Raw genomic sequence first — 22,472 nt, 5'->3', positions numbered from 1 at the left:
GGGATGCGCTACAAACACCCGGTTCGGTTTGGGGATGGAAAGTTGTCCCCCTTAGCGTCGTCCGGGCTGTTCGTCAGGCAGTGCGCCGCGCCCGCGGCACCGGACAGCCATCGCCGAGTCCCCGTACGGCGCGAGCCAGGGGAGCCGGGGACCCAAGTCCCTGGGGTGAATCGGGAGTCCGCGCGGCACGCGGCCTCCCGTAGGAGACCTTCCTGCTCCGAACCCGTCAGCTAACCCGGTAGGCGACAAGGAAGGAAAGGACCGTCACTCCATGGCGTTCACCCGCGCCACCGGGAAGCACCGCCGTTCCACCCGGATGCACCGCACCACCTCCCGCGCCGCGGGCGTCGCGACCCTTGCCGCCACCGGTGTCATGGGCACCCTCGCGGCCGGTCCGGCGCACGCCGCCACCACCGCGGAGCAGACCGGCCTCACCCCCGTCGTCGGCATCGGCGACTCGGTCGCCGAGCAGATCGGCGCCCAGGCGGCCGCGCAGCGGCAGGCCGCCGAGGAGAAGGCGGCCGAGGAGGCCGCGCGCAAGGCGGCGGCGCGGCGGGCGGCGACGGAACGCGCGGCCGAGGTCCGGGCCGCCCGCGAGGCCGAGCGCAGGCGGCTGAACGCCTTCGTCGCGCCGATCGCGCACTCCTACCTCTCCACCGGATACCGCACCGGCGGCTCCCTGTGGTCCTCCGGCAGCCACACCGGCGTCGACTTCCACGCCGCGGCCGGCACCGCCGTCCACGCGGTGGGCTCCGGCACCGTCGTGTCGGCCGGCTGGGGCGGCGCGTACGGCTACGAGGTGGTGATCCGAATGGCGGACGGCATGTACACCCAGTACGGCCATCTGTCGTCCGTCGCTGTCTCGGTGGGCGAGCGGGTCACTCCCGGCCGGCAGCTCGGGCTGTCCGGCTCCACGGGCAACACGACCGGTCCGCACCTGCACTTCGAGGCGCGGACGAGCCCGGAGTACGGCTCCGACGTCGACCCCGTCGCCTATCTCCGCAAGCACGGTGTGAACGTCTGACGACCGGCGGCGCGCGGGCGCCGCGGCCCCGGCTCGCGAGCCGGGGTTTTCGTCGTTTCGGACGCCCCGATGTCCAAAAAATATCCATGGATTCCGGCCCGCCATCGGAAATTCCGGCTCATTGCCATAGAGTCACGGAACACACGTCAATCGTCGGCGTTTCACGGGGATTAAGGCGGAGGTCGGTCATGCGTATTCCGGCGCACTCGGTGTGCACGGCGATCCGGGACGACATCGTCGCCGGTGTCTACGAGCGCGGCAGCCGGCTCACCGAGGAACTGCTCGCGCGCCGCTACGGCGTCTCGCGCGTCCCCGTCCGCGAGGCCCTGCGCACCCTGGAGGCGGAGGGGTTCGTGGTGACGCGGCGGCACGCGGGCGCGTGCGTGGCCGAACCCACCGAGCAGGAGGCCGCCGACCTGCTGGAGATGCGCCTGCTCCTGGAGCCGCTGGGCGCCTCCCGGGCCGCCCAGCGGCGCACGGAGGCCCACCTCAAGGTGCTGCGCGGCCTGGTCAGGCTGGGGCAGGAGCGGGCCAGGCGGGGCAACAGCGAGGATCTGCGCTCCCTCGGCGGCTGGTTCCACGTGACGCTCGCCCAGGCCACCGGCAGCCAAGCCCTGACCTCGACGCTCACCCAGCTCCGGCACAAGATCGCCTGGATGTACGTGGTGGAGTCGCCCGCAAGCCCCGTCGAGTCCTGGGCGGAGCACGGCGCCGTCGTGGACGCGGTGGCGCGCGGGGACGCGGAGCGCGCGCGGGCGGTCATGGCCCTGCACACCGAGCGCGCGTCGGCCGCGCACCGGCTGCGGTTCTCCCCGGGCGCCGACCGCACCGAGCGCGTGAGGAATTCGCAACACGTCGTAAACATGCCGAGTCTGCGGAATTAACACGGGCGCCGTATACAAAGAGGGGAATTCGGGAGAGGGGGTCCTGCCGTCGCCTCTTTTTGTTGTGCCCCGGTTTATGGCCGGCTGTTGCGGCGTAAGTCGGCTGCGAATTCCTGCGGCCGGCCGTGAAAACGCGGAAGCCGCGTCGCCTTTTCAGGACGACGCGGCTTCGGGAACCGGCTCAGACGGTCTCGGGCAGCTCTTCCAGGCCCTCGGCGACCAGCTTCGCCAGCCGGTCCAGGGCCGCGTCCGCGCCCTCGGCGTCGGAGCTGAGGACGATCTCCTCGCCTCCCTGGGCGCCCAGGCCGAGCACGGCCAGCATCGAGGCCGCGTTGACCGGGGTGCCCCCGGCCTTGGCGATCGTCACCGGGACGCCTGCGGCCGTGGCGGCTCGGACGAAGATGGAGGCGGGACGGGCGTGAAGGCCCTCGGCCCAGCCGACGTTGACGCGGCGCTCAGCCATGTGTTGCTGCCCTTCGGTGTTCAGGTTGTCTAGACCAGTTTTCCATATGGTGAAGCGAGCCCGGAGCGGGCCTGTCGCCCGCTCCGGCGTGTCGTCGGACCGCGGCCTCGGCCCGACTCCGTCCCCCACAGACTGCCTCGCGACGTTGTCATTGGCGAGCCGTACTCTGGGGCCCATGCAGACCCCGGCGGACCGGCGCGACCGGCACGAGTACCCCGCCCACTGGGAGGCGGACGTGGTACTGCGCGACGGCGGCACCGCGCGCATCCGGCCCATCACCGTTGATGACGCCGACCGCCTGGTCAGTTTCTACGAGCAGGTCTCCGACGAGTCGAAGTACTACCGCTTCTTCGCGCCGTACCCCCGCCTGTCCGCCAAGGACGTCCACCGCTTCACGCACCACGACTTCGTGGACCGGGTGGGACTCGCGGCCACCATCGGCGGCGAGTTCATCGCCACCGTACGCTACGACCGCATCGGCGCCGACGGCGCGCCCGCCACCGGCCCCGCGGACGAGGCCGAGGTCGCCTTCCTGGTGCAGGACGCGCACCAGGGGCGCGGCGTCGCCTCCGCCCTCCTGGAGCACATCGCCGCCGTCGCCCGCGAGCGCGGCATCCGTCGCTTCGCCGCCGAGGTGCTGCCCGCCAACACCAAGATGATCAAGGTGTTCAGGGACGCCGGCTACACCCAGAAGCGCAGCTTCGAGGACGGCGTCGTACGCCTGGAGTTCGACCTGGAACCCACCGACCGCTCGCTCGCCGTGCAGCGTGCGCGGGAGCAGCGCGCCGAGGCGCGGTCGGTGCGCCGGCTGCTCGCACCCCGCTCCGTCGCCGTCCTCGGCGTGGGCCGCACGCCCGGCGGCGTCGGCCGCGGCGTCCTCGGCAACATCCGGGACGCCGGATTCACCGGGAGCCTGTACGCCGTCAACACGGCCTTCCCCGAGGAACTGGAACAGGTCGACGGCGTACCCGCGTACCGCTCGGTCCGGGACATCGCCGGCCCCGTGGACCTCGCGGTCGTCGCCGTCCCGGCCGAACAGGTCACCGAGGCGGTCGCCGACTGCGGCGCACACGGCGTGCAGGGTCTCGTGGTGCTCTCCGCCGGATACGCGGAGAGCGGGCCCGAGGGGCGCGAGCGGCAGCGCGCCCTCCTCCGGCAGGCGCGCACGTACGGCATGCGGCTCGTCGGGCCGAACGCCTTCGGAGTCATCAACACCTCTCCCGAGGTGCGGCTCAACGCCTCGCTCGCGCCCGAGCTGCCGCGCCCCGGACGGATCGGCCTGTTCGCCCAGTCCGGGGCGATCGGCATCGCCCTGCTGTCCCGGCTGCACCGGCGCGGGGGAGGCGTCACCGGCGTCACCGGCGTGTCCACCTTCGTGTCGTCCGGCAACCGGGCGGACGTCTCCGGCAACGACCTCATCCAGTACTGGTACGACGACCCCGACACCGACGTCGTCCTCATGTACCTGGAGACCATCGGCAACCCGCGCAAGTTCACCCGGCTGGCGCGCCGGACGGCCGCGGCCAAGCCGCTGGTCGTGGTCCAGGGGGCCGGCACCGCGCCACAGGGCCACGCGGTCCGTGCCACCCGGCTGCCGCACGCGACCGTGTCCGCGCTGCTGCGGCAGGCGGGCGTCGTCCGGGTCGACACGATCACCGAACTGGTCGACACGGGACTCCTCCTCGCGCGCCAGCCGCTGCCCGCAGGGCCCCGGGTGGCGATCCTCGGGAACTCCGAGTCGCTGGGGCTGCTCACCTACGACCGGTGCCTGGCCGAGGGGCTGCGCCCGGAGCGGCCGCTGGACCTGACGACCGGGGCCACGGCACGGGACTTCCACCGGGCGCTGTCCCGGGCGCTCGCGGACGACACCTGTGACGCGGTCGTCGTCACGGCCATCCCGGCGATCGGGGCGGGCCCGCCCGGTGACGCGGAACTGGCCGAGGCCCTGCGGTCCGCCGCCGCGGCGGCCCCCGCGAAGCCCGTGCTCGTCGTGCACGTGGAACTCGGCGGTCTCGCCGAGGCGTTGTCGGCGGCGGCCGGTACGGCACCTCAGGCCGGGCCGCACGCCCCCGCGGACGAGGTCCGCACCACCCCGCCGGCCCCGGCCCAGGAGCCGCCCCCCGCGCCGAGGGGCCGGGAGAGCAGCGCATCCGAAGTGCCGCGGGACCGGGACGGCACCGCCTCCGAAGCGCCGCGCGAGGGCTCCCGTCTGATACCCGCCTACCCGGCGGCCGAACGCGCGGTGCGGGCGCTGGCGGAAGCCGTCAAGTACGCGCAGTGGCGGCGCGAGGCGGCCGAGCCCGGGAAAGTGCCCGAGTACGAGGACATCGACGAGAAGGGCGCCGCCGAGCTGATCGACGGCCTGCTCACGCGCGGACAGGGCCGCACGCTCGGCAAGGAGCAGTCCTGCGAACTGCTCGGGCGGTACGGCATCCATGTGCGCCGCGCGCTTGCCGCCCCCACCCCCGACGCCGCCGCCGAGGCCGCCCGCTCCCTTGGCTACCCGGTCGCCCTCAAGGCGACCGCGCCGCATCTGCGGCACCGCGCCGATCTGGGCGGGGTACGCCTCGACCTGGCCGACGAGGAGCAACTGCGCCGCGCCTACGCCGAGTTGACCGAGCTGTTCGGAAAGCCCGCCGAACTGCGCCCGGTGGTACAGCCGATGGCACCCCGGGGCGTCGACACCGTCGTACGGGCCGTGATCGACCCGGCGGCCGGGGCCGTGCTCTCCTTCGGACTGGCCGGGGCCGCCTCGCAGTTGCTCGGTGACACGGCGCACCGGCTGATCCCGGTGACCGACCGGGACGCGACCTCGCTGGTGCGCGCCATCCGGACCGCACCGCTGCTGTTCGGCTGGCGCGGCTCCGCACCGGCCGACACGCCTGCGCTGGAGGAACTGCTGCTGCGCGTCTCCCGGCTGGTCGACGACCACCCCGAGGTGGTGGCGGTCACCCTGGAGCCGGTGGTCGTCGCCCCGCACGGGCTGAGCGTCCTCGACGCCACGGTGCGGCTCGCGCCCCCACCGGCCCGCGACGACCTCGGCCCCCGGACACTCCCCGCATACTGATCCCGCCCACACCCATCCCGACCAGGCCCGACCCCGTCCGGCCCGTGTCCGGACCCGCCTTGCCGACCCGGCCCACCCGCGCCCGGTCCCGCCCCGCCGGTTCGGCTCACGCGCGCCCGGAGCCGCCCTGGTGGACCGGCTTTCCCGTGCCCGGAGCCGCCCCGCAAGCTCGGCTTTTCCGTGTTCGGGACCGTTCTGGCGGGGCGGGCCTTTCGTGGCCGGGGCCGGCCGCCGGGGCGGTGCCGGCGACCGGGGCGGAGCCTGTGCGCCCACGGACTAGGATGGACGCCATGGCCAAGACCAGTACGACGACCCAGGGGCTGCGTGCGGCGATCGAGCGCAGCGGCTACTACCCGGCCCTCGTGGCCGAGGCGGTGGAGGCCGCCGTGGGCGGCGAGCCCATGCGGTCGTACCTGGTCCACCAGGAGACGACGTTCGACCAGAACGAGGTCCGCCGGCATGTGACCGTGCTCGTCCTCACCGGCACCCGCTTCATCGTCAGCCACACCGACGAGCAGGCCGACGACAGCACCTCCCCGACGCCGTACGCCACCACCTCCACGGAGTCCGTGAAGCTCGGCCGGATCTCGTCCGTGGTGGTCAGCCGCGTCGTCGCCAACCCGGAGCAGTACACGCCGGGCACGCCGCCCCGCGAGGTGGTGCTGACCATCGGCTGGGGCGCCGTCTCCCGGATCGACCTGGAGCCCGCCGCCTGCGGCGACCCGAACTGCGAGGCCGACCACGGCTATACGGGCAGCTCGACGGCGGACGACCTCAGCCTGCGCGTCAGCGAGGCCGGGGACGGCCCGGAGACGGTGCGCCAGGCGCTCGCCTTCGCCCAGGCCATCTCCGAGGCGACCGCGGACGTCGCGCGCTGATGGTGCAGACTGCCTGGGACCCGCACCCGGAACCGCTCGCCCTCGGCACCGCGCCGCCGCCCCAGTACGGCAGCGGCTCGCTCGCCGACCTGCTGCCCACCCTGGCCGCCGGGATGGCCGTGCCGGGCATGACCGCGGCGATCCCGGAGCTGACCGCCGCCGACCGCAACTGTGTCTTCCTGATCGACGGGCTCGGCTGGGAGCAGCTGGCCGCCCATCCCGCCGAGGCGCCCTTCCTGACCTCGCTGCTCGGCAGCTCACGCGGCGGCACCGGCCGCCCGATCACCAGCGGCTACCCGGCGACCACCGCGACCTCCCTCGCCTCCGTCGGCACCGGGCTGCCGCCGGGCGCGCACGGCCTGCCCGGCTACACCGTGCGCAACCCGGCCACCGGCGAGCTGATGAACCAGCTGCGCTGGCAGCCGTGGACCCCGCCGGCCGACTGGCAGCCGTACCCCACCGTCTTCCAGCTCGCCCACGACGCGGGCGTGCACGCGGCCCAGGTCTCCTCCCCGGCCTTCGAGAGCACCCCGCTCACCAAGGTCGCGCTCAGCGGCGGCACGTTCCACGGGCGGCTCAGCGGCGAGGACCGCGTGGACCTCGCGGCCGAGCAACTGGCCGCCGCCGACCGGGCCCTGGTGTACACGTACTACGCCGAACTGGACGGTGCGGGGCACCGCTACGGCGTCGCCTCCGACACCTGGCGCGGCCAGCTCATGTACGTCGACCGGCTCGCCCAGCGCCTCGCCGAGCAACTGCCGCCGCGCAGCGCGCTCTACGTCACCGCCGACCACGGCATGATCGACGTGCCCTTCGACGAAGAGCACCGCATCGACTTCGACGAGGACTGGGAGCTGCGGGCCGGCGTCGCCCTGCTGGGCGGCGAGGGACGCGCGCGGCACGTCTACGCGCTGCCGGGCGCCGAGAACGACGTCCTGACGTGCTGGCGCGAGGTGCTGGGGGAGCGGTTCTGGGTGGCCTCGCGGGACGAGGCGATCGCCGCGGGCTGGTTCGGGCCGCCCGGCGCGTGCGACGACCGGGTGTACGCGCGCCTGGGTGACGTGATGGCGGCGGCGCACGACGACGTGCTGATCATCGCCTCCGAGCGGGAGCCGAAGGAGTCGGCCATGGTCGGCAACCACGGTTCGATGACCCCTGCCGAGCAACTGGTCCCGCTGCTCGAAGTACGCTCCTGACGATCCGACCGCCCCCTGGCCCCACGCCGTCGCCCCCCGCTCGATTCAGCACCGTTCAGCCCCGCCCCGTGCCGCCCTCGTCGAAAGGTCCTCGACTTCCCATGCCCGAGCTGGTGTTCTTCTCCGGGACCATGGATTGCGGCAAGAGCACCTTGGCGCTCCAGATGGGCCACAATCGTTCGGCTCGGGGGCTCAAGGGTGTCATCTTCACGCGCGACGACCGGGCCGGTGAGGGGAAGCTGTCCTCGCGGCTGGGCCTGGTGACGGAGGCCGTCGAGGCGGCCGAGGGCATGGACATGTACGCCTACCTGGTCGACCAGTTGTCCCGGGGCGGCAAGGCCGATTACGTGATCGTGGACGAGGCGCAGTTCCTCGCGCCGGAGCAGATCGATCAGCTGGCCCGGGTCGTGGACGACCTCGGGCTCGACGTCTTCGCCTTCGGGATCACCACGGACTTCCGCACCAAGCTGTTCCCGGGTTCGCAGCGGCTGATCGAGCTGGCCGACCGGATCGAGACGCTTCAGGTCGAGGCGCTGTGCTGGTGCGGAGCCAGGGCGACGCACAACGCGCGCACGGTGGGCGGCGAGATGGTGGTCGAGGGCGCGCAGGTGGTCATCGGCGATGTGAACCGCCCCGAGGCGGAGATCGGGTACGAGGTCCTGTGCCGCCGTCATCACCTCCGCCGCATGACCGCGGCGACCGCCCGCGCCGGTGCGCTCTCTCCCGATGTCCTGCCCGTGACCTCGGCCTGACCGGGCGCGCCTGATGACCGAGGCGCTGTGCCGCGGTCACCGTCGGTGGCGGGCGACGAGCGCGACGGCGCGAGCGGCAGCCCTGACGCCGGGCGTGCTGCCGCGCCCACGGGCCTGACTCCGCCGGACGACGGGGGCGGGTGCGCTCCGGACGGCGGACCTCTCGGCAACGCACCGCAGCCGAGGGGCGCGTGCGCCGCGCATCAAGGGCGGCGCACCGCCTCCGGGAGGTCAGCGCGCGCTCTGGATCACCCAGAACCTGGCCCCTTCGGGGTCCGCCACGGCGGCCACCCGCCCGTGGTCGCTGTCGTGGGCCGGCGTGCGCACCTGGCCGCCGAGTTCGACGATCCGGCGCAACGTCGCGTCCGTGTCGGCCACTTCGAAGTACGTACGCCAGTGCGGGCCGCGGTCCCGTGGCAGCCCGTGCCCCATGCCGTGCACACCGGCCACCGGACGGCCGTCGACGTGCAGGGTGACGTAGTCGAGGCCGGAGGAGACGACCGGCTCCTGCCCGTAACCGAACACCGTCGTGTAGAACTTGACGACGCTCGCGGTCTCGAAGGTGACGAGTTCGCTCCAGGCAGGGGTGCCGGGCACTCCGGTGACGGCCGCACCGGGGTGGGCGCCGCCCTGCCAGATCCCGAACACGGCCCCCGACGGGTCGGAGGCGATCGCCATCCGCCCGGCGTCGGCGGCGTCCAGCGGGCCGACCCCCACCGTGCCGCCGCACAGCCGTACCGTTTCGGCAGTGCGGTCCGCGTCGTCGGAGGCGAGATAGGGGGTCCAGGCGACGGACAGCGGCCGGTCCGGCGGCAGCCGGCCGATCCCGGCCACCTCCCGCCCGTCGAGCAGGGCCCGCACATAGGGACCGAGCTGCTGCGGCCCGGGCCGGAACTCCCAGCCGAACAGCGCCCCGTAGAACTCCTCCGTCGCCGTCAGCGCGCGCACCATGAGACTCACCCAGCAGGGTGTGCCGGGCGTGCGCCGGCGCGTGCCGCCGTCGGGACCGGCCGATCCCCGTGACTCGGTCATCGTCACCCTCTCCCCGGCCCCTCGCGGTGGCCGTGTCGCTTCCGCTCCGCGGAACCGGTGCGCCGCGGCGGCGCGCACGCTCCGTGCCGCCGCTCGCACCCGTGGGGCGGCACGGAGCGTGCGCGCCGCGGGCCGGCGGCACGGCGCCGCGAGCTTGCCGGGTCCGCCGTGCCCCCTCCCGTTTCCCGGCGATCGCCGGTCGTCCCACCGCCGCACAGCAGGTGCCCCGTCCCGTACGTCACGTGACCGAGCCCGTCCGGCGGAGCAGAGTAGTCGGACCTGGACGACGCGGCCACCCCTGGCGTATGGATGGGGCCATGGAAGCCATCATCACCGCATCCCGACTCGCGCACGATCTGACCCGGGACGCCCCGCCCGTGCTGCTCGACGTCCGCTGGCAGTTGAGCGTGCCCGCGGCGAGCGGCGCACCGGCCTTCGACGGCCGGGCCGAGTACGCGGCCGGGCACATCCCGGGCGCGGTCTTCGTCGACCTCGACCGGGAACTGGCCGCGGCCCCCGGGGAGCGCGGCCGGCATCCGCTGCCCGACCTGGCCGAGTTCGGCGCCGCGATGCGCCGGGCGGGCGTGTCGGCGAACCGGCCGGTCGTCGTGTACGACGGCGGCCATGGCTGGGCGGCGGCCCGCGCGTGGTGGCTGCTGCGCTGGACGGGTCACCCGGACGTGAGAGTCCTGGACGGCGGGCTTGCCGCTTGGGAGGGCCCGCTGTCGACCGAGATCCCCGAGCCGGCCGAGGGCGACTTCCGGCCGGTGCCGCGGGAGACGGGACTGCTCGACGCGGCGGCGGCCGCCGCGCTGGCCCGCTCCGGGGTGCTGCTCGACGCCCGCGCGGGGGAGCGGTACCGGGGCGACGTGGAGCCGATCGACCCCGTCGGCGGGCACATCCCGGGTGCCGTGTCGGCGCCGACGAACGAGAACGTGGGCCTGGACGGGCGGTTCCTGTCCGCGGACGAGCTGAGGGCCCGGTTCGCCTCCCTCGGCGCCCTGGACGGCACGCAGGTCGGCGTGTACTGCGGCTCCGGTGTCTCGGCGGCCCACCAGGTGCTGGCCCTCGCGGTCGCGGGCATCCCGGCGGCGCTGTACGTGGGTTCGTGGTCCGAGTGGTCCGCTGATCCGTCCCGGCCCGTCGCCGTGGGGCCCGACCCGCAGTGACGCCCTGAAGAAGCCCGACAGCCCAGGGAGGGGGCCCGGAAGTCCGGGTCCCCTCCTCATGGGTCGTACGGCCTGTCAGTCCTGCTTCTTGCGGCGCGTGCCGAAGACGATCTCGTCCCAGCTGGGGACCGCCGCCCGGCGGCCCGGGCGGACCCCGTCGGCCTCGGCCTGGCGGTCGGTGGCCCCGATGAGACGGTCGCGGTGGCTGCCTACCGAACGCGGCATGAGCACGTCCGCGTAGGCGGAACCGGCCGAGGCCGCCGGGGCGGGAGGCTCCTCCGCGGCGGGATCGGCGACGGGCTCCTCCGCGGGCTCCGCGGGGCGTTCCGGCACCACCATGTCGCCACGGAAGCTCGGCACCGCCTCCAGCAGGCTGGTCAGCGAGTCGCGCTCGCCCGTGCTCTCCTCGGCGGGCTCGGACGCCTGCGCCGGCAGGCTCGGCCGCTCCCGGTCGAGGGAGCGGTCCAGCGGGCGGTCGCGGGGCAGGCGGGCGATGCGCGGCACGAACGGAAAGCTCGGCTCCGGTACGGCGAGATCGTCGGACTCGCCGATCAGCGAGCGCGCCTCGTCGTCGACGGCCTGGACGAGCCGCCGTGGCGGGTCGTACGTCCAGCTCGCCGAGTGCGGCTCGCCCGCCACCCGGTAGACCAGCAGAACCTCCCAGGTGCCGTCGTCGCGGCGCCACGAGTCCCACTGCACGGTGTCCTTCTCGGCGCCGCGCAGCAGCAGTCGCTCCTGGACTGCCTCGCCGAGCAGCGGGCCGGAGTTCTCGCCGGGGCGGCGGACCGGGGTCTTGCGGGCCCGCTCCGCCATGAAGGCGCGCTCCGCGAGTACGGGACCCTCGAACCGGCGTACGCGGTCGACGGGGATGCCGGCGAGCTGCGCGACCTCCTCCGCGGTCGCGCCTGCCCGTATACGCGCCTGGATGTCGCGGGGGCGGAGATGGCTCTCCACCTCGATCTCGATCTGGCCGAGGCGCGGACGGTCGCCGCGCACGGCGGCGCGCAGCCGTTCGTCGATCGGAAGCGTGTACTCCGTGGAGTCGGCAGCCTTGAGCACCAGCCGTGTGCCGTCATTGGAGACGGCCACGACACGCAGTTCGGGCATGGGAACCTCCCGGGTGGTGCCTGCCGACGTCACCTGCGTCGCTGCTTCCGCTAGTCGAGTGTGGCCTGCCCGGGTGCAGCCTGCCACAACCTTGCCGAGTTGCCCGGCGTGTCGGGCACAGGCCCTGGATCGCCGTTATGGCACGGTTACCTATTCGCAACGCTAAGTGACCAACTCCGTCACCCTGTGCAACTAGCCCCCCTCCCGGCGGTCCAACAGGGCCCCGGACACCCTGGCGGGAGGCCGGACCCAGGGCTCGCAACAGTACTCCATTTGGACCACGTGCGTGGATTGGCGCGCCGTCCAACTTCTGGCGAGGAGGGGTAACCGGTTACCCGCAACCCGGATTTCACGGGCCTGACCGTGGCGAACTTCACGCAATCCACAGAAACGGAACTATCGGTTTCTCCGGTACGTCACCTTCTCGTGCGGTCGGTCGATCACGTACGCGAAAGGCAGGAAGAGTCCGGTGATGCGCGAAAGGCCCGATACCGGCGGTGAGCCGAGCGGGCGGGACGAGGGCGGGGAACCCCGGCGCAGGCGCCTCGACCTGAGCGTCCCCCAGGTCGCGGGCAGCGCCGTGGCCGCCGTCGTGGCCGCCAAACTCGCCTCCTACTTCGGCGTCTACGGCACCATCCTCGGGGCCGGCGTCGTCAGCGTCGTGGCCACCTGCGGCGGCAGCCTCTTCCAGCACTTCTTCTCACGGACCGGGGAACAGATCCGCGGCGCGGCGGTCGCCGCCAGGCCCGCGGAGCAAGCCCCGCCCGCGCCCGGCGTGTTCACCGAGGGCACGGTCTACCGCGCGCGGATCCGCGGCCGGCGGCGCCCGGTGCTCGCCGCCGCCCTCGTGTTCGGACTCGCGCTGGCCGGCATCACGACGTACGAACTGGTCTCCGGCCAGACCTTCGGCGGCGGCACGGGCACGACGGTCAGCGACGCGGTCCGCGGCTCGACCTCGTCGAAGTCCCGTGGCGATGTCTCACCCTCGTCGCCTGCGGCGCCCGACTCGTCCGCCTCGCCGTCGTCGTCCTCGGCCGGCCACTCGGCGGGCACCGGGGGTTCGCCGGGGAGCGACGGCGCCACGGCCGGCGGCCCGACGCCCGCACCCAGCGGCTCCCCGCAGCGGCAGCAGGACGGCCGGACGGACCCGGCGCCGACGGCCACCCCCGCGCCCAGCGGCTCCGCTACGGCCCCAGCACCCTCCGCAAGTAGTCGTTCTGGAACCGCCGTTCCGGATCCAGCCGGTCCCGCAACGCCGTGAACTCACCGAAGCGCGGGTAGGCCCCGGCGAGGTGGGCGGCTTCCCGGGTGTGCACCTTGCCCCAGTGCGGACGGCCCTCGTGCGCGGTGAAGATCCGCTCAGCGGCGGTGAAGTACGCCTGGTACGGCGTGCCCCGGAACATGTGGACGGCGATGTACGCGCTGTCCCGGCCCGAGGCGGTGGACAGGGTGATGTCGTCGGCCGGCGCCGTGCGCACCTCGACCGGGAAGCTGACCCGAAGGCCCGAGCGGTCGACCATCGACTTCAGTTCGCGCAACGTGTCCACCAGGGCCACGCGCGGAACGGCGTACTCCATCTCCACGAAGCGCACCCGGCGCGGGGATGTGAAGACCTTGTAGGGGATGTCCGTGTAGACGCGCGCGGACAGCGCCCTGCTGGAGAGCCGGGCGATGGCCGGGACGGTCGCGGGCGCCGCCCGGCCGACCCACTGGGCCACCTGGAACACCCCGTTGGAGAGGAACTCGTCCTCGAACCAGCCCGCCACCTGCCCCACCGGCCGCTCCGGGCCCGCGCTGCGGTTGTTGCGCTTGGTGTTGGTGTTGCCGGTGTGCGGAAACCAGTAGAACTCGAAGTGCTCGTTCTCCGCCCAGAGTTGATCGAACTCGGCGAGCACCCGGTCGAGCGGCATCGGCTCCTCGCGGGCCGTCAACAGGAAGACCGGCTCCACGGCGAAGGTGATCGCGGTGACGACACCGAGGGCGCCCAGACCGATCCGGGCGGCCGCGAAGACCTCCGGGTTCTCCTTCTGCGAGCAGGAGAGCACCGATCCGTCCGCCGTGACCAGCTCAAGTCCCCTGATCTGGGCGGCTATGGAGGCCGAATCCCGGCCGGTGCCGTGGGTGCCGGTGCCGGTGGCCCCGGCGACGGTCTGCTCCATGATGTCGCCCATGTTGGTGAGCGACAGCCCCTCGCGCGCCAGAGCCATGTTGAGCCTCTTGAGCGGGGTGCCCGCCTCAACGGTGACGGTCATGGCTTCCCGGTCGATCCCGCGGATGCCGGTCAACAGTTGAGGGCGGATCAACACTCCGTCGGTGGCGGCAACCGCGGTGAAGGAGTGCCCGGTACCGACCGCCTTGACCCGCAGGCCGTCCTCGGCGGCCTGCCGCACCGCCGACGCCAGCTCGTCCACCGAGGCCGGCATCACCTCGCGCGCGGGACGCGCGACGACATTGCCTCCCCAGTTACGCCACGTGCCGTTCTTTCCGCTGGCTGTGCTGCTCAACGACGCCTCCCCGACCCGTGACCGGCCTGCAGAGCCGGCGGTACCCGAGGAAACCGACCACGACCGCGACGGCCCCGGACACGGCCGGAACCCCGTACCCGGCGCGCGCACCGGCCGTGTCGATCACCCAGCCGGCCACGGACGAGCCGAGCGCGACCCCGACCGCGAGGCCGGTGCTCACCCAGGTCATGCCCTCGGTGAGCTTCGCGCGAGGTACGTGCTCTTCGATGAGGGACATCGTCGTGATCATCGTCGGCGCGATGGACAGGCCCGCAACGAACAGCGCCACGGCCAGAAGCGGCAGGTTTCCGACCAGTAGGAGGGGGATCATACTCACGGCCATCGCGCACACGCCCAGCAGCCACCGGCGTTCCGCGGCCCCGGAGAAGCGCAGCAGGCCGAACACCACCCCGGCCGCGCAGGAGCCCGCCGCGTACAGCGCCAGGACCACGCTTGCGGCGCCCTTGTGGCCGCGCTCGTCGGCGAAGGCGACCGTGACCACGTCGACCGCCCCGAAGATCGCTCCCGTGGCGACGAACGTGGCCACCAGCACCTGGAGGCCGGGAGCGCGCAGTGCGCTGCCGCCGCCGTGGTGCTCGCGCGGGTGCGGCGTCGGCTCGGTGGCGCGCTGGGCGGTCAGCCAGAAGACGCCCACGGCCAGGAAGCAGGCGGCCAGCAGCGGCCCCGCCTCGGGGAACCAGGCGGTGGACAGGCCGATGGAGATGATCGGCCCGAAGATGAAGCAGACCTCGTCGATCACCGACTCGAACGAGTAGGCCGTGTGCAGCTGCGGGGTGCCCCGGTACAGGGCCGCCCACCGGGACCGGATCATCGCGCCCAGGCTGGGCACCGAGCCGATCCCGGCGGCGCACACGAACAGCACCCAGTCCGGCCACGAGAAGTACGCGGCGCACAGCAGCCCGGCGGACGCGGCGAGCGCGACCAGGGTCGCGGGGCGCAGCACCCTGCGCTGCCCGTACTGGTCGACCAGCCGGGAGATCTGCGGACCGAGCGCCGCGGCCGACAGCGCGATGGTGGCCGACAGCGCGCCCGCGAGTCCGTACCGCCCGGTCAGCTGGGAGACCATCGTGACCACGCCGATGCCCATCATCGACAGCGGCATCCGGCCGAGGAAGCCCGCGGCGGAGAACGCCTTGGTGCCGGGGGCGGCGAACAGGGCGCGGTAGGGGCTGGGCACAGGGGTCTCCGGAGTACGGTGCGGCAGGCGGCTCGGCCGACGGCGGGTACGGGACACGCGTCGGCTCGGTAAGGCGTGAAGAGAGCTGATACAGCTTACGAGTTAGGTCACCCTAATGCACCTGGAAATTCGCGGGAAATCCGCCCGGAACCGCACGCGTCACCCCGCCGTTTCCCGGCCGTCAGTGCCGGGTGGCAGGATCGGTACATGCCCGACGCGCTCGATGCCAGCCCCTACGACGCCCTGCTCCTGCTCTCCTTCGGCGGCCCCGAAGGCCCGGACGACGTGGTCCCGTTCCTGGAGAACGTGACACGGGGCCGCGGTATCCCCAAGGAACGCCTCAAGGAAGTCGGCCGACACTACTTCCTGTTCGGCGGGGTCAGCCCCATCAACGACCAGAACCGCGCCCTGCTCGCCGCCCTGCGCAAGGACTTCGCCGAGCACGGCCTCGACCTGCCGGTCTACTGGGGCAACCGCAACTGGTCGCCGTACCTGACGGACACCCTGCGCGAGCTGGTCGCCGACGGCCACCGCCGCGTCCTGGTCCTGGCCACCAGCGCCTACGCCTCCTACTCGGGTTGCAGGCAGTACCGCGAGAACCTGGCCGACGCGCTGGCTGCCCTCCGGGCGGACGGCCTCGACCTGCCGAGGATCGACAAGCTGCGGCACTACTTCAACCACCCCGGCTTCGTCGAGCCCATGATCGACGGCGTGCTGGACGCCCTCGCCGACCTCCCCGAGGACGTCCGCGACGGCGCCCACATCGCCTTCACCACCCACTCCATCCCGACCTCCGCCGCGGACACCTCGGGCCCCGAGGAGGCGCACGGCGAGGGCGGCGCCTACGTCGAGCAGCACCTGGACGTGGCCCAGCTGATCGCCGACGCCGTCCGGGAACGCACCGGCGTCGACCACCCGTGGCGGCTCGTCTACCAGTCCCGCTCCGGTGCCCCGCACATCCCGTGGCTCGAGCCCGACATCTGCGACCACCTGGAGGAGCGGCACGCCGCCGGGGTGCCCGCCGTCGTCATGGCCCCCATCGGCTTCGTCTCCGACCACATGGAGGTCCTCTACGACCTCGACACGGAGGCGAAGGCCAAGGCGGAGGAGCTGGGCCTGCCGGTGCGCCGGTCGGCCACGGTCGGCGCCGACCCGCGGTTCGCCGCCGCGATCCGCGAGCTGGTCCTGGAGCGCGCCGCCGCGCAGAGCGGGCGGGCCGTCACGCGCTGCGCCCTCGGCGCGCTCGGCGCGAGCCATGACCTCTGCCCGGTCGGCTGCTGCCCGGCCCGCGCCCCCAAGCCGGCCGCCGCGGGCGCCGACAGCCCCTACGCATGAGGAGCCCCGTGACCGAGACCCTGCACCCGGAGTATGCGGACCTGCTTGCACTCGCCCGGGAGGCCGCCCGTCGCGCGGGCGAGCTGCTGCGGGACGGCCGCCCGGCCGACCTCGCGGTGGCGCGGACCAAGTCAAGCCCGATCGACGTCGTCACCGAGATGGACATAGCGGCCGAGAAGCTGATCACCGGCCTGATCGCCGACCACCGCCCGGACGACGGCTTCCTGGGCGAGGAGGGCGCCTCCAGCGAGGGCACGAGCGGCATCCGCTGGGTGATCGACCCGCTCGACGGCACGGTGAACTACCTGTACGGGCTGCCGACCTGGTCCGTGTCCATCGCGGCCGAGCAGGACGGCGAGACCGTCGTCGCAGTGGTGGCCGCCCCGATGCGCGGAGAGACGTACCACGCGGTGCGCGGCGGCGGTGCCTGGGCCACCGGCGCCTGGGAGGGCGAGCGCGCGCTGTCCTGCCGCCCCTCTGCGCCCCTGGAGCAGGCCCTGGTGTCGACCGGCTTCAACTACGTGACGCAGGTCCGCACCCACCAGGCCGAGGTGGCCGCCCGGCTGATCCCGCTGCTGCGTGACATCCGGCGCGGCGGCTCGGCCGCGGTCGACCTGTGCGACCTGGCCGCGGGCCGCCTCGACGGCTACTACGAGCGCGGGCTGAACGCGTGGGACATGGCCGCGGGCGACCTGATCGCCCGGGAAGCGGGCGCCCTGACCGGAGGACGCCCCGGAGAGCGCCCCTCCGGCGACCTGACGGTCGCGGCCACCCCAGGCGTCTTCGAGCCCCTCCAACGCCTCCTGGAAGACTTCGGAGCCTGGCACGACTGACCCCACCAGGGGCGCGGGGAACTGCACGCCCAGCCCCCACGCACCCGACGGTGCGGGCCGTCCCGGTCCGACTGTTCCCCACCACCGGCTTCGCCGCCCCGTAGACGGCCGACCGGATACGACAGAACCCCGGCGCTGGATTCGCCGGGGTTCTGTCGCTGCGCTACGGGCTGTCAGACGCTGGTCGCGCCGACCTCCACACCGTGTTCGGCGGCGAGGCGCCGCAGGTCGTCGAGCTCGGCCTGCTCCACCTCTACGAGGAAGTCGTCGCCTTCGTCGCGAGCCCGGGACAGGTCGGACTCGGTCGCCTTTATGCGCTGCAGAAGTCCTGTGGTGAATGCGTCCATGCTGCGCCCCCTCGTCCTGGGTCGTGGGTCGGTGGCACGGGGGTGTGCCGTTCGGGAGGGGCGATCACGTCTCCTGCAGGTGCCCAGCGCTGCCCGTGCTGGGCGGCGACGGTGCCGGACACCCACGCCCGCTCTGCGGGAAGCGGACCGCGACGTACCACATGGTGGTACGGCACATGCAGAGCGTGATCGCGGGGTGTAAAGCCGTCCTCCCCCTGCTCCCCTCCGTGGAAACCTCAACCGCGGGAGAAAATCTGGCATTCCCGCTCCAGCACCCCGTTCCGTCCGGTCCGGGCACCCGTCTTACAGCCGACTTATGGCTGAAAAGGGCAGGATGGAGTCACACCCCATGAGGATTCCCACCCGTGCGCCCACGGTTGCGCTACGCGGGTGGACACAGGAAGGACATGCGACGTGCGCGTACTCGTCGTCGAGGACGAGCAACTGCTCGCGGATGCGGTGGCCACCGGGCTGCGCCGGGAGGCCATGGCCGTCGACGTCGTGTACGACGGTGCGGCAGCCCTGGAACGCATCGGCGTCAACGACTACGACGTGGTCGTCCTCGACCGCGACCTCCCGCTCGTGCACGGCGACGACGTCTGCCGCAGGATCGTCGAGCTGGGCATGCCCACGCGCGTGCTGATGCTCACCGCGTCCGGCGATGTCAGCGACCGTGTCGAGGGCCTGGAGATCGGCGCCGACGACTATCTGCCCAAGCCCTTCGCGTTCAGCGAGCTGATCGCACGCGTGCGTGCCCTCGGCCGGCGCACCAGCGTGCCGCTGCCGCCCGTCCTGGAGCGGGCCGGGATCAAGCTCGACCCGAACCGCCGCGAGGTCTTCCGGGACGGCAAGGAGGTCCAGCTCGCGCCGAAGGAGTTCGCCGTGCTGGAGGTCCTGATGCGCAGCGAGGGAGCCGTGGTCTCCGCGGAGCAGCTTCTGGAGAAGGCCTGGGACGAGAACACGGACCCCTTCACCAACGTCGTGCGGGTGACGGTCATGACCCTGCGCCGCAAGCTGGGCGAGCCGCCCGTCATCGTGACCGTCCCCGGCTCCGGCTATCGGATCTGATGCATCGTGGCGACGACACCCGCACACCCGCAGGCGCCTCCGAAGCCCACCTGGGATCCGCGCAGACCCCAGTCGCCGTACCCCTGGCTGCGCCCGACCATCCGGATACGCCTGACGCTGCTGTACGGCGGCATGTTCCTGATCGCCGGCATCCTGCTGCTGTCGATCATCTATCTGCTGGCCGCGCAGGCGATCAACACGGGCAACCAGCCCCTGTTCAAGATCGTCAGCTTCTCGGCGCTCAAGGTCTCCAGCGAGAACTGCCCGGCGATCAACACGACCGACTTCAACCAGGCGATCAGCCAGTGCGCCGACCACCAGCGCCAGGTCGCCCTGGACAATCTGCTCAGCCGCTCGCTGCTGGCCCTGCTGGGCCTCGCCGTGATCGCCTTCGCGTTCGGTTACGCGATGGCCGGCCGCGTGCTGTCGCCGCTCGGCCGGATCACCCGCACTGCGCGCGCGGTGGCGGGCTCGGACCTGTCACGGCGGATCGAGCTGGACGGCCCGGACGACGAGCTGAAGGAGCTGGCCGACACCTTCGACGAGATGCTGGAGCGATTGCAACGGGCGTTCACGGCCCAGCAGCGCTTCGTCGGGAACGCCTCGCACGAACTGCGCACCCCGCTCGCGATCAACCGCACGCTCCTGGAAGTGCAGTTGTCCGACCCCGGCGCGCCGGTGGAGCTGCAACAGCTGGGTAAGACGCTGCTGGCCACCAACGAGCGCAGCGAGCAGCTGGTGGAGGGACTGCTGCTGCTGGCCCGCAGCGACAACCAGATCGTCGAGCGCAAGCCCGTGGACCTCGCCGAGGTCGCCTCCCAGGCCATCGACCAGGTGCACGCGGAGGCGGAGGCCAAGGGCGTGCGGATCACGGGCGAGTGCGCGCCCGCGGTGGTCCAGGGCAACGGCGTCCTGCTGGAGCGGATCGCCCTGAACCTGGTGCAGAACGCCGTGCGGTACAACGTCCCCGAGGACGGCTGGGTCGAGGTCACCACCGACGTCCAGCACGGCCAGGCGGTGCTGTCCGTCTCCAACACCGGCCCGGTCGTGCCGGCGTACGAGATCGACAACCTCTTCGAGCCCTTCAGGAGGCTGCGTACGGAGCGCACGGGCAGCGACAAGGGGGTCGGCCTCGGCCTGTCCATCGTCCGGTCCGTGACGCGCGCGCACGGCGGTCACATCTCGGCCCAACCGCGTGAGGGAGGCGGGCTCGTGATGCGGGTCACTCTGCCGATGTGATGCGATCTCGTTGGGGATCCCGACGTGGATCATGTGGATCCCGACGTGGATCTCGGCCGCAGCGGAGACGATGGTGATCGAGGTGGCCGACACACCCGGGCTTGTTCGCTTTGCGCGGAATTTCCGGGTGGGTCGGCGGGGCTTCGCCTGTGTGATCGATCACATGGGCGGATTTCCAGCCATCTACGCTCCGTGATCACAAACCGAGGCGAAAAGCCGGAAAAGTCCTGGTTTTCAAGGGTCTTGATCACGGGAAGTACTCGGTGAGACGCCTTTGAGGTGCGGCATCCGGACCGTGTACGGTCCCCATCGCCATCCAAGCCGATCACTCTTGAGGAGTCCGGTTGGGTGTCGATTGAGTAACAGACCTTGATGTGAGGCAAAATCTCCGCCTCGGGTCGGGCACAAGTCCGGCCTCTCACGCGTTACGTGCGCTGGAGACACCGCAGACACCCAGAGGGGGAGAGCGACATGGCAACCGATTACGACACTCCACGCAAGACCGACGACGACGTCGACTCGGACAGCCTTGAAGAACTGAAGGCCCGGCGGAACGACAAGTCGACCGCCGCCGTCGACGTCGACGAGTTCGAGGCCGCGGAAGGGCTTGAGCTGCCCGGCGCCGACCTCTCGAACGAGGAACTGGCGGTCCGGGTGCTGCCCAAGCAGCAGGACGAGTTCACATGCATGAGCTGCTTCCTGGTGCACCACCGCAGCCAGCTGGCCCGCGAGAAGAACGGTCAGCCGATCTGCCGCGACTGCGACTGAGGGTGGGTCGGCCGTGACTGGCTCGACCCCTCCTCGGAAGCGCCGCTTCCCCCTGCGGGGAGCGGACCATGGGCCGCGGGACGGCTCGCACGGCGCGCGTGATGTCGAGCGGGGCTCACCCGGTGCGGGAGCCTCGCTCGAACCGGCGGCCGACCGGGGTGACCGCCCGGCGCCGACGGAGCGGCCCGCGACCGTCGCACCGACGGAGGCGGCCCCCGGTCGAACGCGGCGCAGAGCATGGGAAAGGACCGTGGTCGTCCGTGGCAGGGCCCGGGACCTGGCCCGGGACGGCGCCCGCAAGGGCGGCAGCCGTGCCAGGGCGGGCCTGGCGTACCTCGCCGACCGGATCATCGACATGGCCCCGCGGATCCCCGTGCGGGACCTCGCGACGCTGCGCCGGCAGTTCCCGGGCCTCGGGCCCGAGCAGATCGCGGACAAGCTCGTGGCGGGCGCGGCCCACGGGACCTCGACCATCGGCGCCGGGGTCGGTGCGGCGGCGATGCTCCCGGTGCCGCCCGCGATGCCGACCGAACTGGCCGCGGAGATCACCGGGGTCGCGGCGATCGAACTGAAGCTGATCGCCGAACTGCACGAGGTCTACGGCCTGCGGCCGCCGGGCGGCCTGATGGCCCGCAGCACCGCGTATCTGTCCTCCTGGTCGGGGGAGCGCGGGATCGACGTGATGAAGCCGTCGACGATCGACACGGCCCTCGGGGGCCACATGAAGCGTCAACTGCGCCAGCAGATCATGAAACGGATGGTGCGGAACCTGCCGAACCTGATGCCGTTCATGGTCGGGGCCGCCGTCGGGGCGGTCATGAACCGGCGGGACACCAAGAAGCTGGCCGCGCGGATCCGCGCCGATCTGCGCAAGATCCAGGTTCCCTGGGACGAACTGCCCGAGCTGCCCCCGCTGGAGCCTCCCGCCGAACCGCTGACACCGGGGGACATCACCGGCGAGCCGGGGCGCTGACGCGGCGCCCCTCCGGCCTGTCGCGCGCCCGGGACGATCAGGCCGCCGCGCGGCTGCGGGCCGCCTCGATCGCCGCCGCCAGCTGCTCCGGGGCACGGGTGGACAGGTACAGGTACGGGGTGGGGTCGGCCGGGTCGGTGACCTCGACGCGGAGCGCCTGCGGGATGTAGGCGCGCAGCAGGAGGAAGGCGCGGGTGTCGGCCTTGTAGGTGCGCCAGGCACGGGCCTCCTCCGGATCCAGGATCTCCGACGCGCCGAGCGCCGTGACCGGGATCTTCGCCTCGCCCGCGATCAGGTGGTCGCCCACGACGCGGATGCGCAGCGAGCCGTAGGCGCTGGCCACGACCGCGGCGGCGGCTGTGCCGCCGGCCAGCCCGCCCAGCATCGGCAGCGTGCCGAAGGGGAGCAGGATCAGGGCCAGCGAGACGCCGACCAGAAAGCTGATCAGCCACCACGACCGGGGGGCGGTGAGGCGTTCGTCGTACGGGGTGCCGGAGTCCTCCATGCCCCCAGCTTGGCACGCCCCCCACCCACCCCCCGAACCAGGGCACCCGCCTGCGTCCCCGGGCGCCGCGGCCCGGCGGGACGCCTCCGGGCGCGGCCGTGGTGCCATGTCGGACGGTGGGCGGGCGTGG

General features: G+C 72.7%; 21 protein-coding genes and 1 riboswitch. Of the genes, 14 read left to right on the top strand and 7 right to left on the bottom strand.

Annotation, left to right across the window (positions count from 1 at the left end; translation table 11 throughout):
• Window positions 1-101 precede the first annotated feature (101 nt).
• A riboswitch (cyclic di-AMP (ydaO/yuaA leader) is annotated at window positions 102-260 on the top strand.
• An 11-nt stretch (window positions 261-271) separates the two neighbouring features.
• Both ACIRFL_RS31795 and ACIRFL_RS31790 read left to right on the top strand, forming a co-directional pair.
• On the top strand, window positions 272-1,024 hold the full coding sequence (locus tag ACIRFL_RS31795) for a M23 family metallopeptidase (RefSeq protein ID WP_404035162.1): 753 nt from the start codon (window positions 272-274) through the stop codon (window positions 1,022-1,024).
• A 188-nt stretch (window positions 1,025-1,212) separates the two neighbouring features.
• On the top strand, window positions 1,213-1,908 hold the full coding sequence (locus ACIRFL_RS31790) for a GntR family transcriptional regulator (protein WP_404035160.1): 696 nt from the start codon (window positions 1,213-1,215) through the stop codon (window positions 1,906-1,908).
• A 181-nt stretch (window positions 1,909-2,089) separates the two neighbouring features.
• On the opposite strand, the gene ACIRFL_RS31785 is transcribed toward ACIRFL_RS31790, so the two are convergent.
• Window positions 2,090-2,371, bottom strand: coding sequence for an HPr family phosphocarrier protein (locus tag ACIRFL_RS31785; protein WP_404035157.1), 282 nt, complete (start codon window positions 2,369-2,371; stop codon window positions 2,090-2,092).
• 175 nt (window positions 2,372-2,546) lie between these two features.
• Here ACIRFL_RS31785 and ACIRFL_RS31780 point away from each other — a divergent pair, with 175 nt between their 5' ends.
• The 4 genes from ACIRFL_RS31780 to ACIRFL_RS31765 all read left to right on the top strand — a co-directional run bounded on the left by ACIRFL_RS31780 (window position 2,547) and on the right by ACIRFL_RS31765 (window position 8,264).
• Window positions 2,547-5,438: a GNAT family N-acetyltransferase gene (locus ACIRFL_RS31780; RefSeq protein ID WP_404035154.1), complete on the top strand. Its 2,892-nt coding sequence runs from the start codon at window positions 2,547-2,549 to the stop codon at window positions 5,436-5,438.
• A gap of 281 nt (window positions 5,439-5,719) precedes the next feature.
• Window positions 5,720-6,316 (top strand): DUF5998 family protein, encoded by a 597-nt coding sequence (locus tag ACIRFL_RS31775; protein WP_404035151.1) that lies wholly within the window; start codon window positions 5,720-5,722, stop codon window positions 6,314-6,316.
• On the top strand, window positions 6,316-7,512 hold the full coding sequence (locus ACIRFL_RS31770; RefSeq protein ID WP_404035148.1) for an alkaline phosphatase family protein: 1,197 nt from the start codon (window positions 6,316-6,318) through the stop codon (window positions 7,510-7,512). Before ACIRFL_RS31775 ends, ACIRFL_RS31770 begins: the two co-directional genes overlap by 1 nt.
• Before the next feature lie 101 nt (window positions 7,513-7,613).
• On the top strand, window positions 7,614-8,264 hold the full coding sequence (locus ACIRFL_RS31765) for a thymidine kinase (RefSeq protein WP_404035145.1): 651 nt from the start codon (window positions 7,614-7,616) through the stop codon (window positions 8,262-8,264).
• Window positions 8,265-8,495: 231 nt separating this feature from the next.
• Here ACIRFL_RS31765 and ACIRFL_RS31760 read toward each other — a convergent pair whose 3' ends face one another.
• Window positions 8,496-9,296, bottom strand: coding sequence for a VOC family protein (locus ACIRFL_RS31760; protein WP_404035142.1), 801 nt, complete (start codon window positions 9,294-9,296; stop codon window positions 8,496-8,498).
• Between the two features lie 317 nt (window positions 9,297-9,613).
• On the opposite strand from ACIRFL_RS31760, the gene ACIRFL_RS31755 reads away from it, so the two are divergent.
• The gene (locus tag ACIRFL_RS31755; RefSeq protein ID WP_404035139.1) at window positions 9,614-10,465 is read left to right on the top strand and encodes a sulfurtransferase; all 852 of its coding nucleotides are present in this window, start codon (window positions 9,614-9,616) and stop codon (window positions 10,463-10,465) included.
• A 75-nt stretch (window positions 10,466-10,540) separates the two neighbouring features.
• On the opposite strand, the gene sepH is transcribed toward ACIRFL_RS31755, so the two are convergent.
• Window positions 10,541-11,572, bottom strand: coding sequence for a septation protein SepH (gene sepH, locus ACIRFL_RS31750; RefSeq protein WP_404035136.1), 1,032 nt, complete (start codon window positions 11,570-11,572; stop codon window positions 10,541-10,543).
• Between the two features lie 472 nt (window positions 11,573-12,044).
• Between sepH and ACIRFL_RS31745 the strand changes: the two genes are divergently transcribed.
• Window positions 12,045-12,833, top strand: a complete 789-nt coding sequence (locus tag ACIRFL_RS31745; protein WP_404035134.1) for a hypothetical protein — start codon at window positions 12,045-12,047, stop codon at window positions 12,831-12,833.
• Here the strand turns inward: ACIRFL_RS31745 and ACIRFL_RS31740 are convergent.
• Together ACIRFL_RS31740 and ACIRFL_RS31735 are read right to left on the bottom strand one after the other, a co-directional pair.
• A complete protein-coding gene (locus ACIRFL_RS31740) occupies window positions 12,757-14,076 on the bottom strand; it encodes a D-arabinono-1,4-lactone oxidase (RefSeq protein ID WP_404035131.1) in 1,320 nt (439 codons plus the stop codon). The genes ACIRFL_RS31745 and ACIRFL_RS31740 overlap by 77 nt on opposite strands.
• Window positions 14,036-15,274 carry an MFS transporter gene (locus ACIRFL_RS31735; RefSeq protein WP_404035129.1) on the bottom strand — a complete coding sequence of 413 codons (1,239 nt, stop codon included), beginning with the start codon at window positions 15,272-15,274 and terminating at the stop codon, window positions 14,036-14,038. The genes ACIRFL_RS31740 and ACIRFL_RS31735 overlap by 41 nt, the downstream gene beginning before the upstream one ends.
• Window positions 15,275-15,481: 207 nt before the next feature.
• On the opposite strand from ACIRFL_RS31735, the gene ACIRFL_RS31730 reads away from it, so the two are divergent.
• Together ACIRFL_RS31730 and ACIRFL_RS31725 are read left to right on the top strand one after the other, a co-directional pair.
• The gene (locus tag ACIRFL_RS31730) at window positions 15,482-16,609 is read left to right on the top strand and encodes a ferrochelatase (RefSeq protein ID WP_404035126.1); all 1,128 of its coding nucleotides are present in this window, start codon (window positions 15,482-15,484) and stop codon (window positions 16,607-16,609) included.
• Window positions 16,606-17,442: an inositol monophosphatase family protein gene (locus ACIRFL_RS31725; protein ID WP_404035123.1), complete on the top strand. Its 837-nt coding sequence runs from the start codon at window positions 16,606-16,608 to the stop codon at window positions 17,440-17,442. The genes ACIRFL_RS31730 and ACIRFL_RS31725 overlap by 4 nt, the downstream gene beginning before the upstream one ends.
• A gap of 173 nt (window positions 17,443-17,615) precedes the next feature.
• On the opposite strand, the gene ACIRFL_RS31720 is transcribed toward ACIRFL_RS31725, so the two are convergent.
• A complete protein-coding gene (locus ACIRFL_RS31720) occupies window positions 17,616-17,789 on the bottom strand; it encodes a hypothetical protein (RefSeq protein WP_404035121.1) in 174 nt (57 codons plus the stop codon).
• 414 nt (window positions 17,790-18,203) lie between these two features.
• Here ACIRFL_RS31720 and ACIRFL_RS31715 point away from each other — a divergent pair, with 414 nt between their 5' ends.
• The 4 genes from ACIRFL_RS31715 to ACIRFL_RS31700 all read left to right on the top strand — a co-directional run bounded on the left by ACIRFL_RS31715 (window position 18,204) and on the right by ACIRFL_RS31700 (window position 21,837).
• Window positions 18,204-18,857 carry a response regulator transcription factor gene (locus tag ACIRFL_RS31715; RefSeq protein WP_007387794.1) on the top strand — a complete coding sequence of 218 codons (654 nt, stop codon included), beginning with the start codon at window positions 18,204-18,206 and terminating at the stop codon, window positions 18,855-18,857.
• Window positions 18,858-18,863: 6 nt separating this feature from the next.
• Complete coding sequence (locus ACIRFL_RS31710) at window positions 18,864-20,096, top strand: sensor histidine kinase (protein WP_404035118.1); 1,233 nt, start codon at window positions 18,864-18,866, stop codon at window positions 20,094-20,096.
• 471 nt (window positions 20,097-20,567) lie between these two features.
• The gene (locus ACIRFL_RS31705) at window positions 20,568-20,864 is read left to right on the top strand and encodes a DUF4193 domain-containing protein (RefSeq protein WP_351348258.1); all 297 of its coding nucleotides are present in this window, start codon (window positions 20,568-20,570) and stop codon (window positions 20,862-20,864) included.
• 13 nt (window positions 20,865-20,877) lie between these two features.
• Window positions 20,878-21,837, top strand: coding sequence for a hypothetical protein (locus tag ACIRFL_RS31700; protein WP_404035114.1), 960 nt, complete (start codon window positions 20,878-20,880; stop codon window positions 21,835-21,837).
• A gap of 37 nt (window positions 21,838-21,874) precedes the next feature.
• On the opposite strand, the gene ACIRFL_RS31695 is transcribed toward ACIRFL_RS31700, so the two are convergent.
• Entirely contained in the window at window positions 21,875-22,342 is a 468-nt protein-coding gene (locus ACIRFL_RS31695) for a DUF3093 domain-containing protein (RefSeq protein ID WP_404035112.1), read from the bottom strand.
• Between the last annotated feature and the right edge of the window lie 130 nt (window positions 22,343-22,472).

This window comes from Streptomyces sp. NPDC102462 (assembly GCF_044765425.1).
In the GTDB taxonomy this organism is placed as follows: Bacteria; Actinomycetota; Actinomycetes; order Streptomycetales; family Streptomycetaceae; genus Streptomyces.
The sequence above is the reverse complement of the archived record's forward strand: the minus strand, read 5'-3'. Positions and strand labels throughout refer to the sequence as shown.

Excerpts from the sequence above, each read along its gene's own strand:
- ACIRFL_RS31795 (WP_404035162.1), top strand. The coding sequence starts at position 272 with ATGGCGTTCACCCGCGCCACCGGGAAGCACCGCCGTTCCACCCGGATG.
- ACIRFL_RS31790 (WP_404035160.1), top strand. The coding sequence starts at position 1,213 with ATGCGTATTCCGGCGCACTCGGTGTGCACGGCGATCCGGGACGACATC.
- ACIRFL_RS31785 (WP_404035157.1), bottom strand. The coding sequence starts at position 2,371 with ATGGCTGAGCGCCGCGTCAACGTCGGCTGGGCCGAGGGCCTTCACGCC.
- ACIRFL_RS31780 (WP_404035154.1), top strand. The coding sequence starts at position 2,547 with ATGCAGACCCCGGCGGACCGGCGCGACCGGCACGAGTACCCCGCCCAC.
- ACIRFL_RS31775 (WP_404035151.1), top strand. The coding sequence starts at position 5,720 with ATGGACGCCATGGCCAAGACCAGTACGACGACCCAGGGGCTGCGTGCG.
- ACIRFL_RS31770 (WP_404035148.1), top strand. The coding sequence starts at position 6,316 with ATGGTGCAGACTGCCTGGGACCCGCACCCGGAACCGCTCGCCCTCGGC.
- ACIRFL_RS31765 (WP_404035145.1), top strand. The coding sequence starts at position 7,614 with ATGCCCGAGCTGGTGTTCTTCTCCGGGACCATGGATTGCGGCAAGAGC.
- ACIRFL_RS31760 (WP_404035142.1), bottom strand. The coding sequence starts at position 9,296 with ATGACCGAGTCACGGGGATCGGCCGGTCCCGACGGCGGCACGCGCCGG.
- ACIRFL_RS31755 (WP_404035139.1), top strand. The coding sequence starts at position 9,614 with ATGGAAGCCATCATCACCGCATCCCGACTCGCGCACGATCTGACCCGG.
- sepH (WP_404035136.1), bottom strand. The coding sequence starts at position 11,572 with ATGCCCGAACTGCGTGTCGTGGCCGTCTCCAATGACGGCACACGGCTG.
- ACIRFL_RS31745 (WP_404035134.1), top strand. The coding sequence starts at position 12,045 with ATGCGCGAAAGGCCCGATACCGGCGGTGAGCCGAGCGGGCGGGACGAG.
- ACIRFL_RS31730 (WP_404035126.1), top strand. The coding sequence starts at position 15,482 with ATGCCCGACGCGCTCGATGCCAGCCCCTACGACGCCCTGCTCCTGCTC.
- ACIRFL_RS31725 (WP_404035123.1), top strand. The coding sequence starts at position 16,606 with ATGAGGAGCCCCGTGACCGAGACCCTGCACCCGGAGTATGCGGACCTG.
- ACIRFL_RS31720 (WP_404035121.1), bottom strand. The coding sequence starts at position 17,789 with ATGGACGCATTCACCACAGGACTTCTGCAGCGCATAAAGGCGACCGAG.
- ACIRFL_RS31705 (WP_351348258.1), top strand. The coding sequence starts at position 20,568 with ATGGCAACCGATTACGACACTCCACGCAAGACCGACGACGACGTCGAC.
- ACIRFL_RS31695 (WP_404035112.1), bottom strand. The coding sequence starts at position 22,342 with ATGGAGGACTCCGGCACCCCGTACGACGAACGCCTCACCGCCCCCCGG.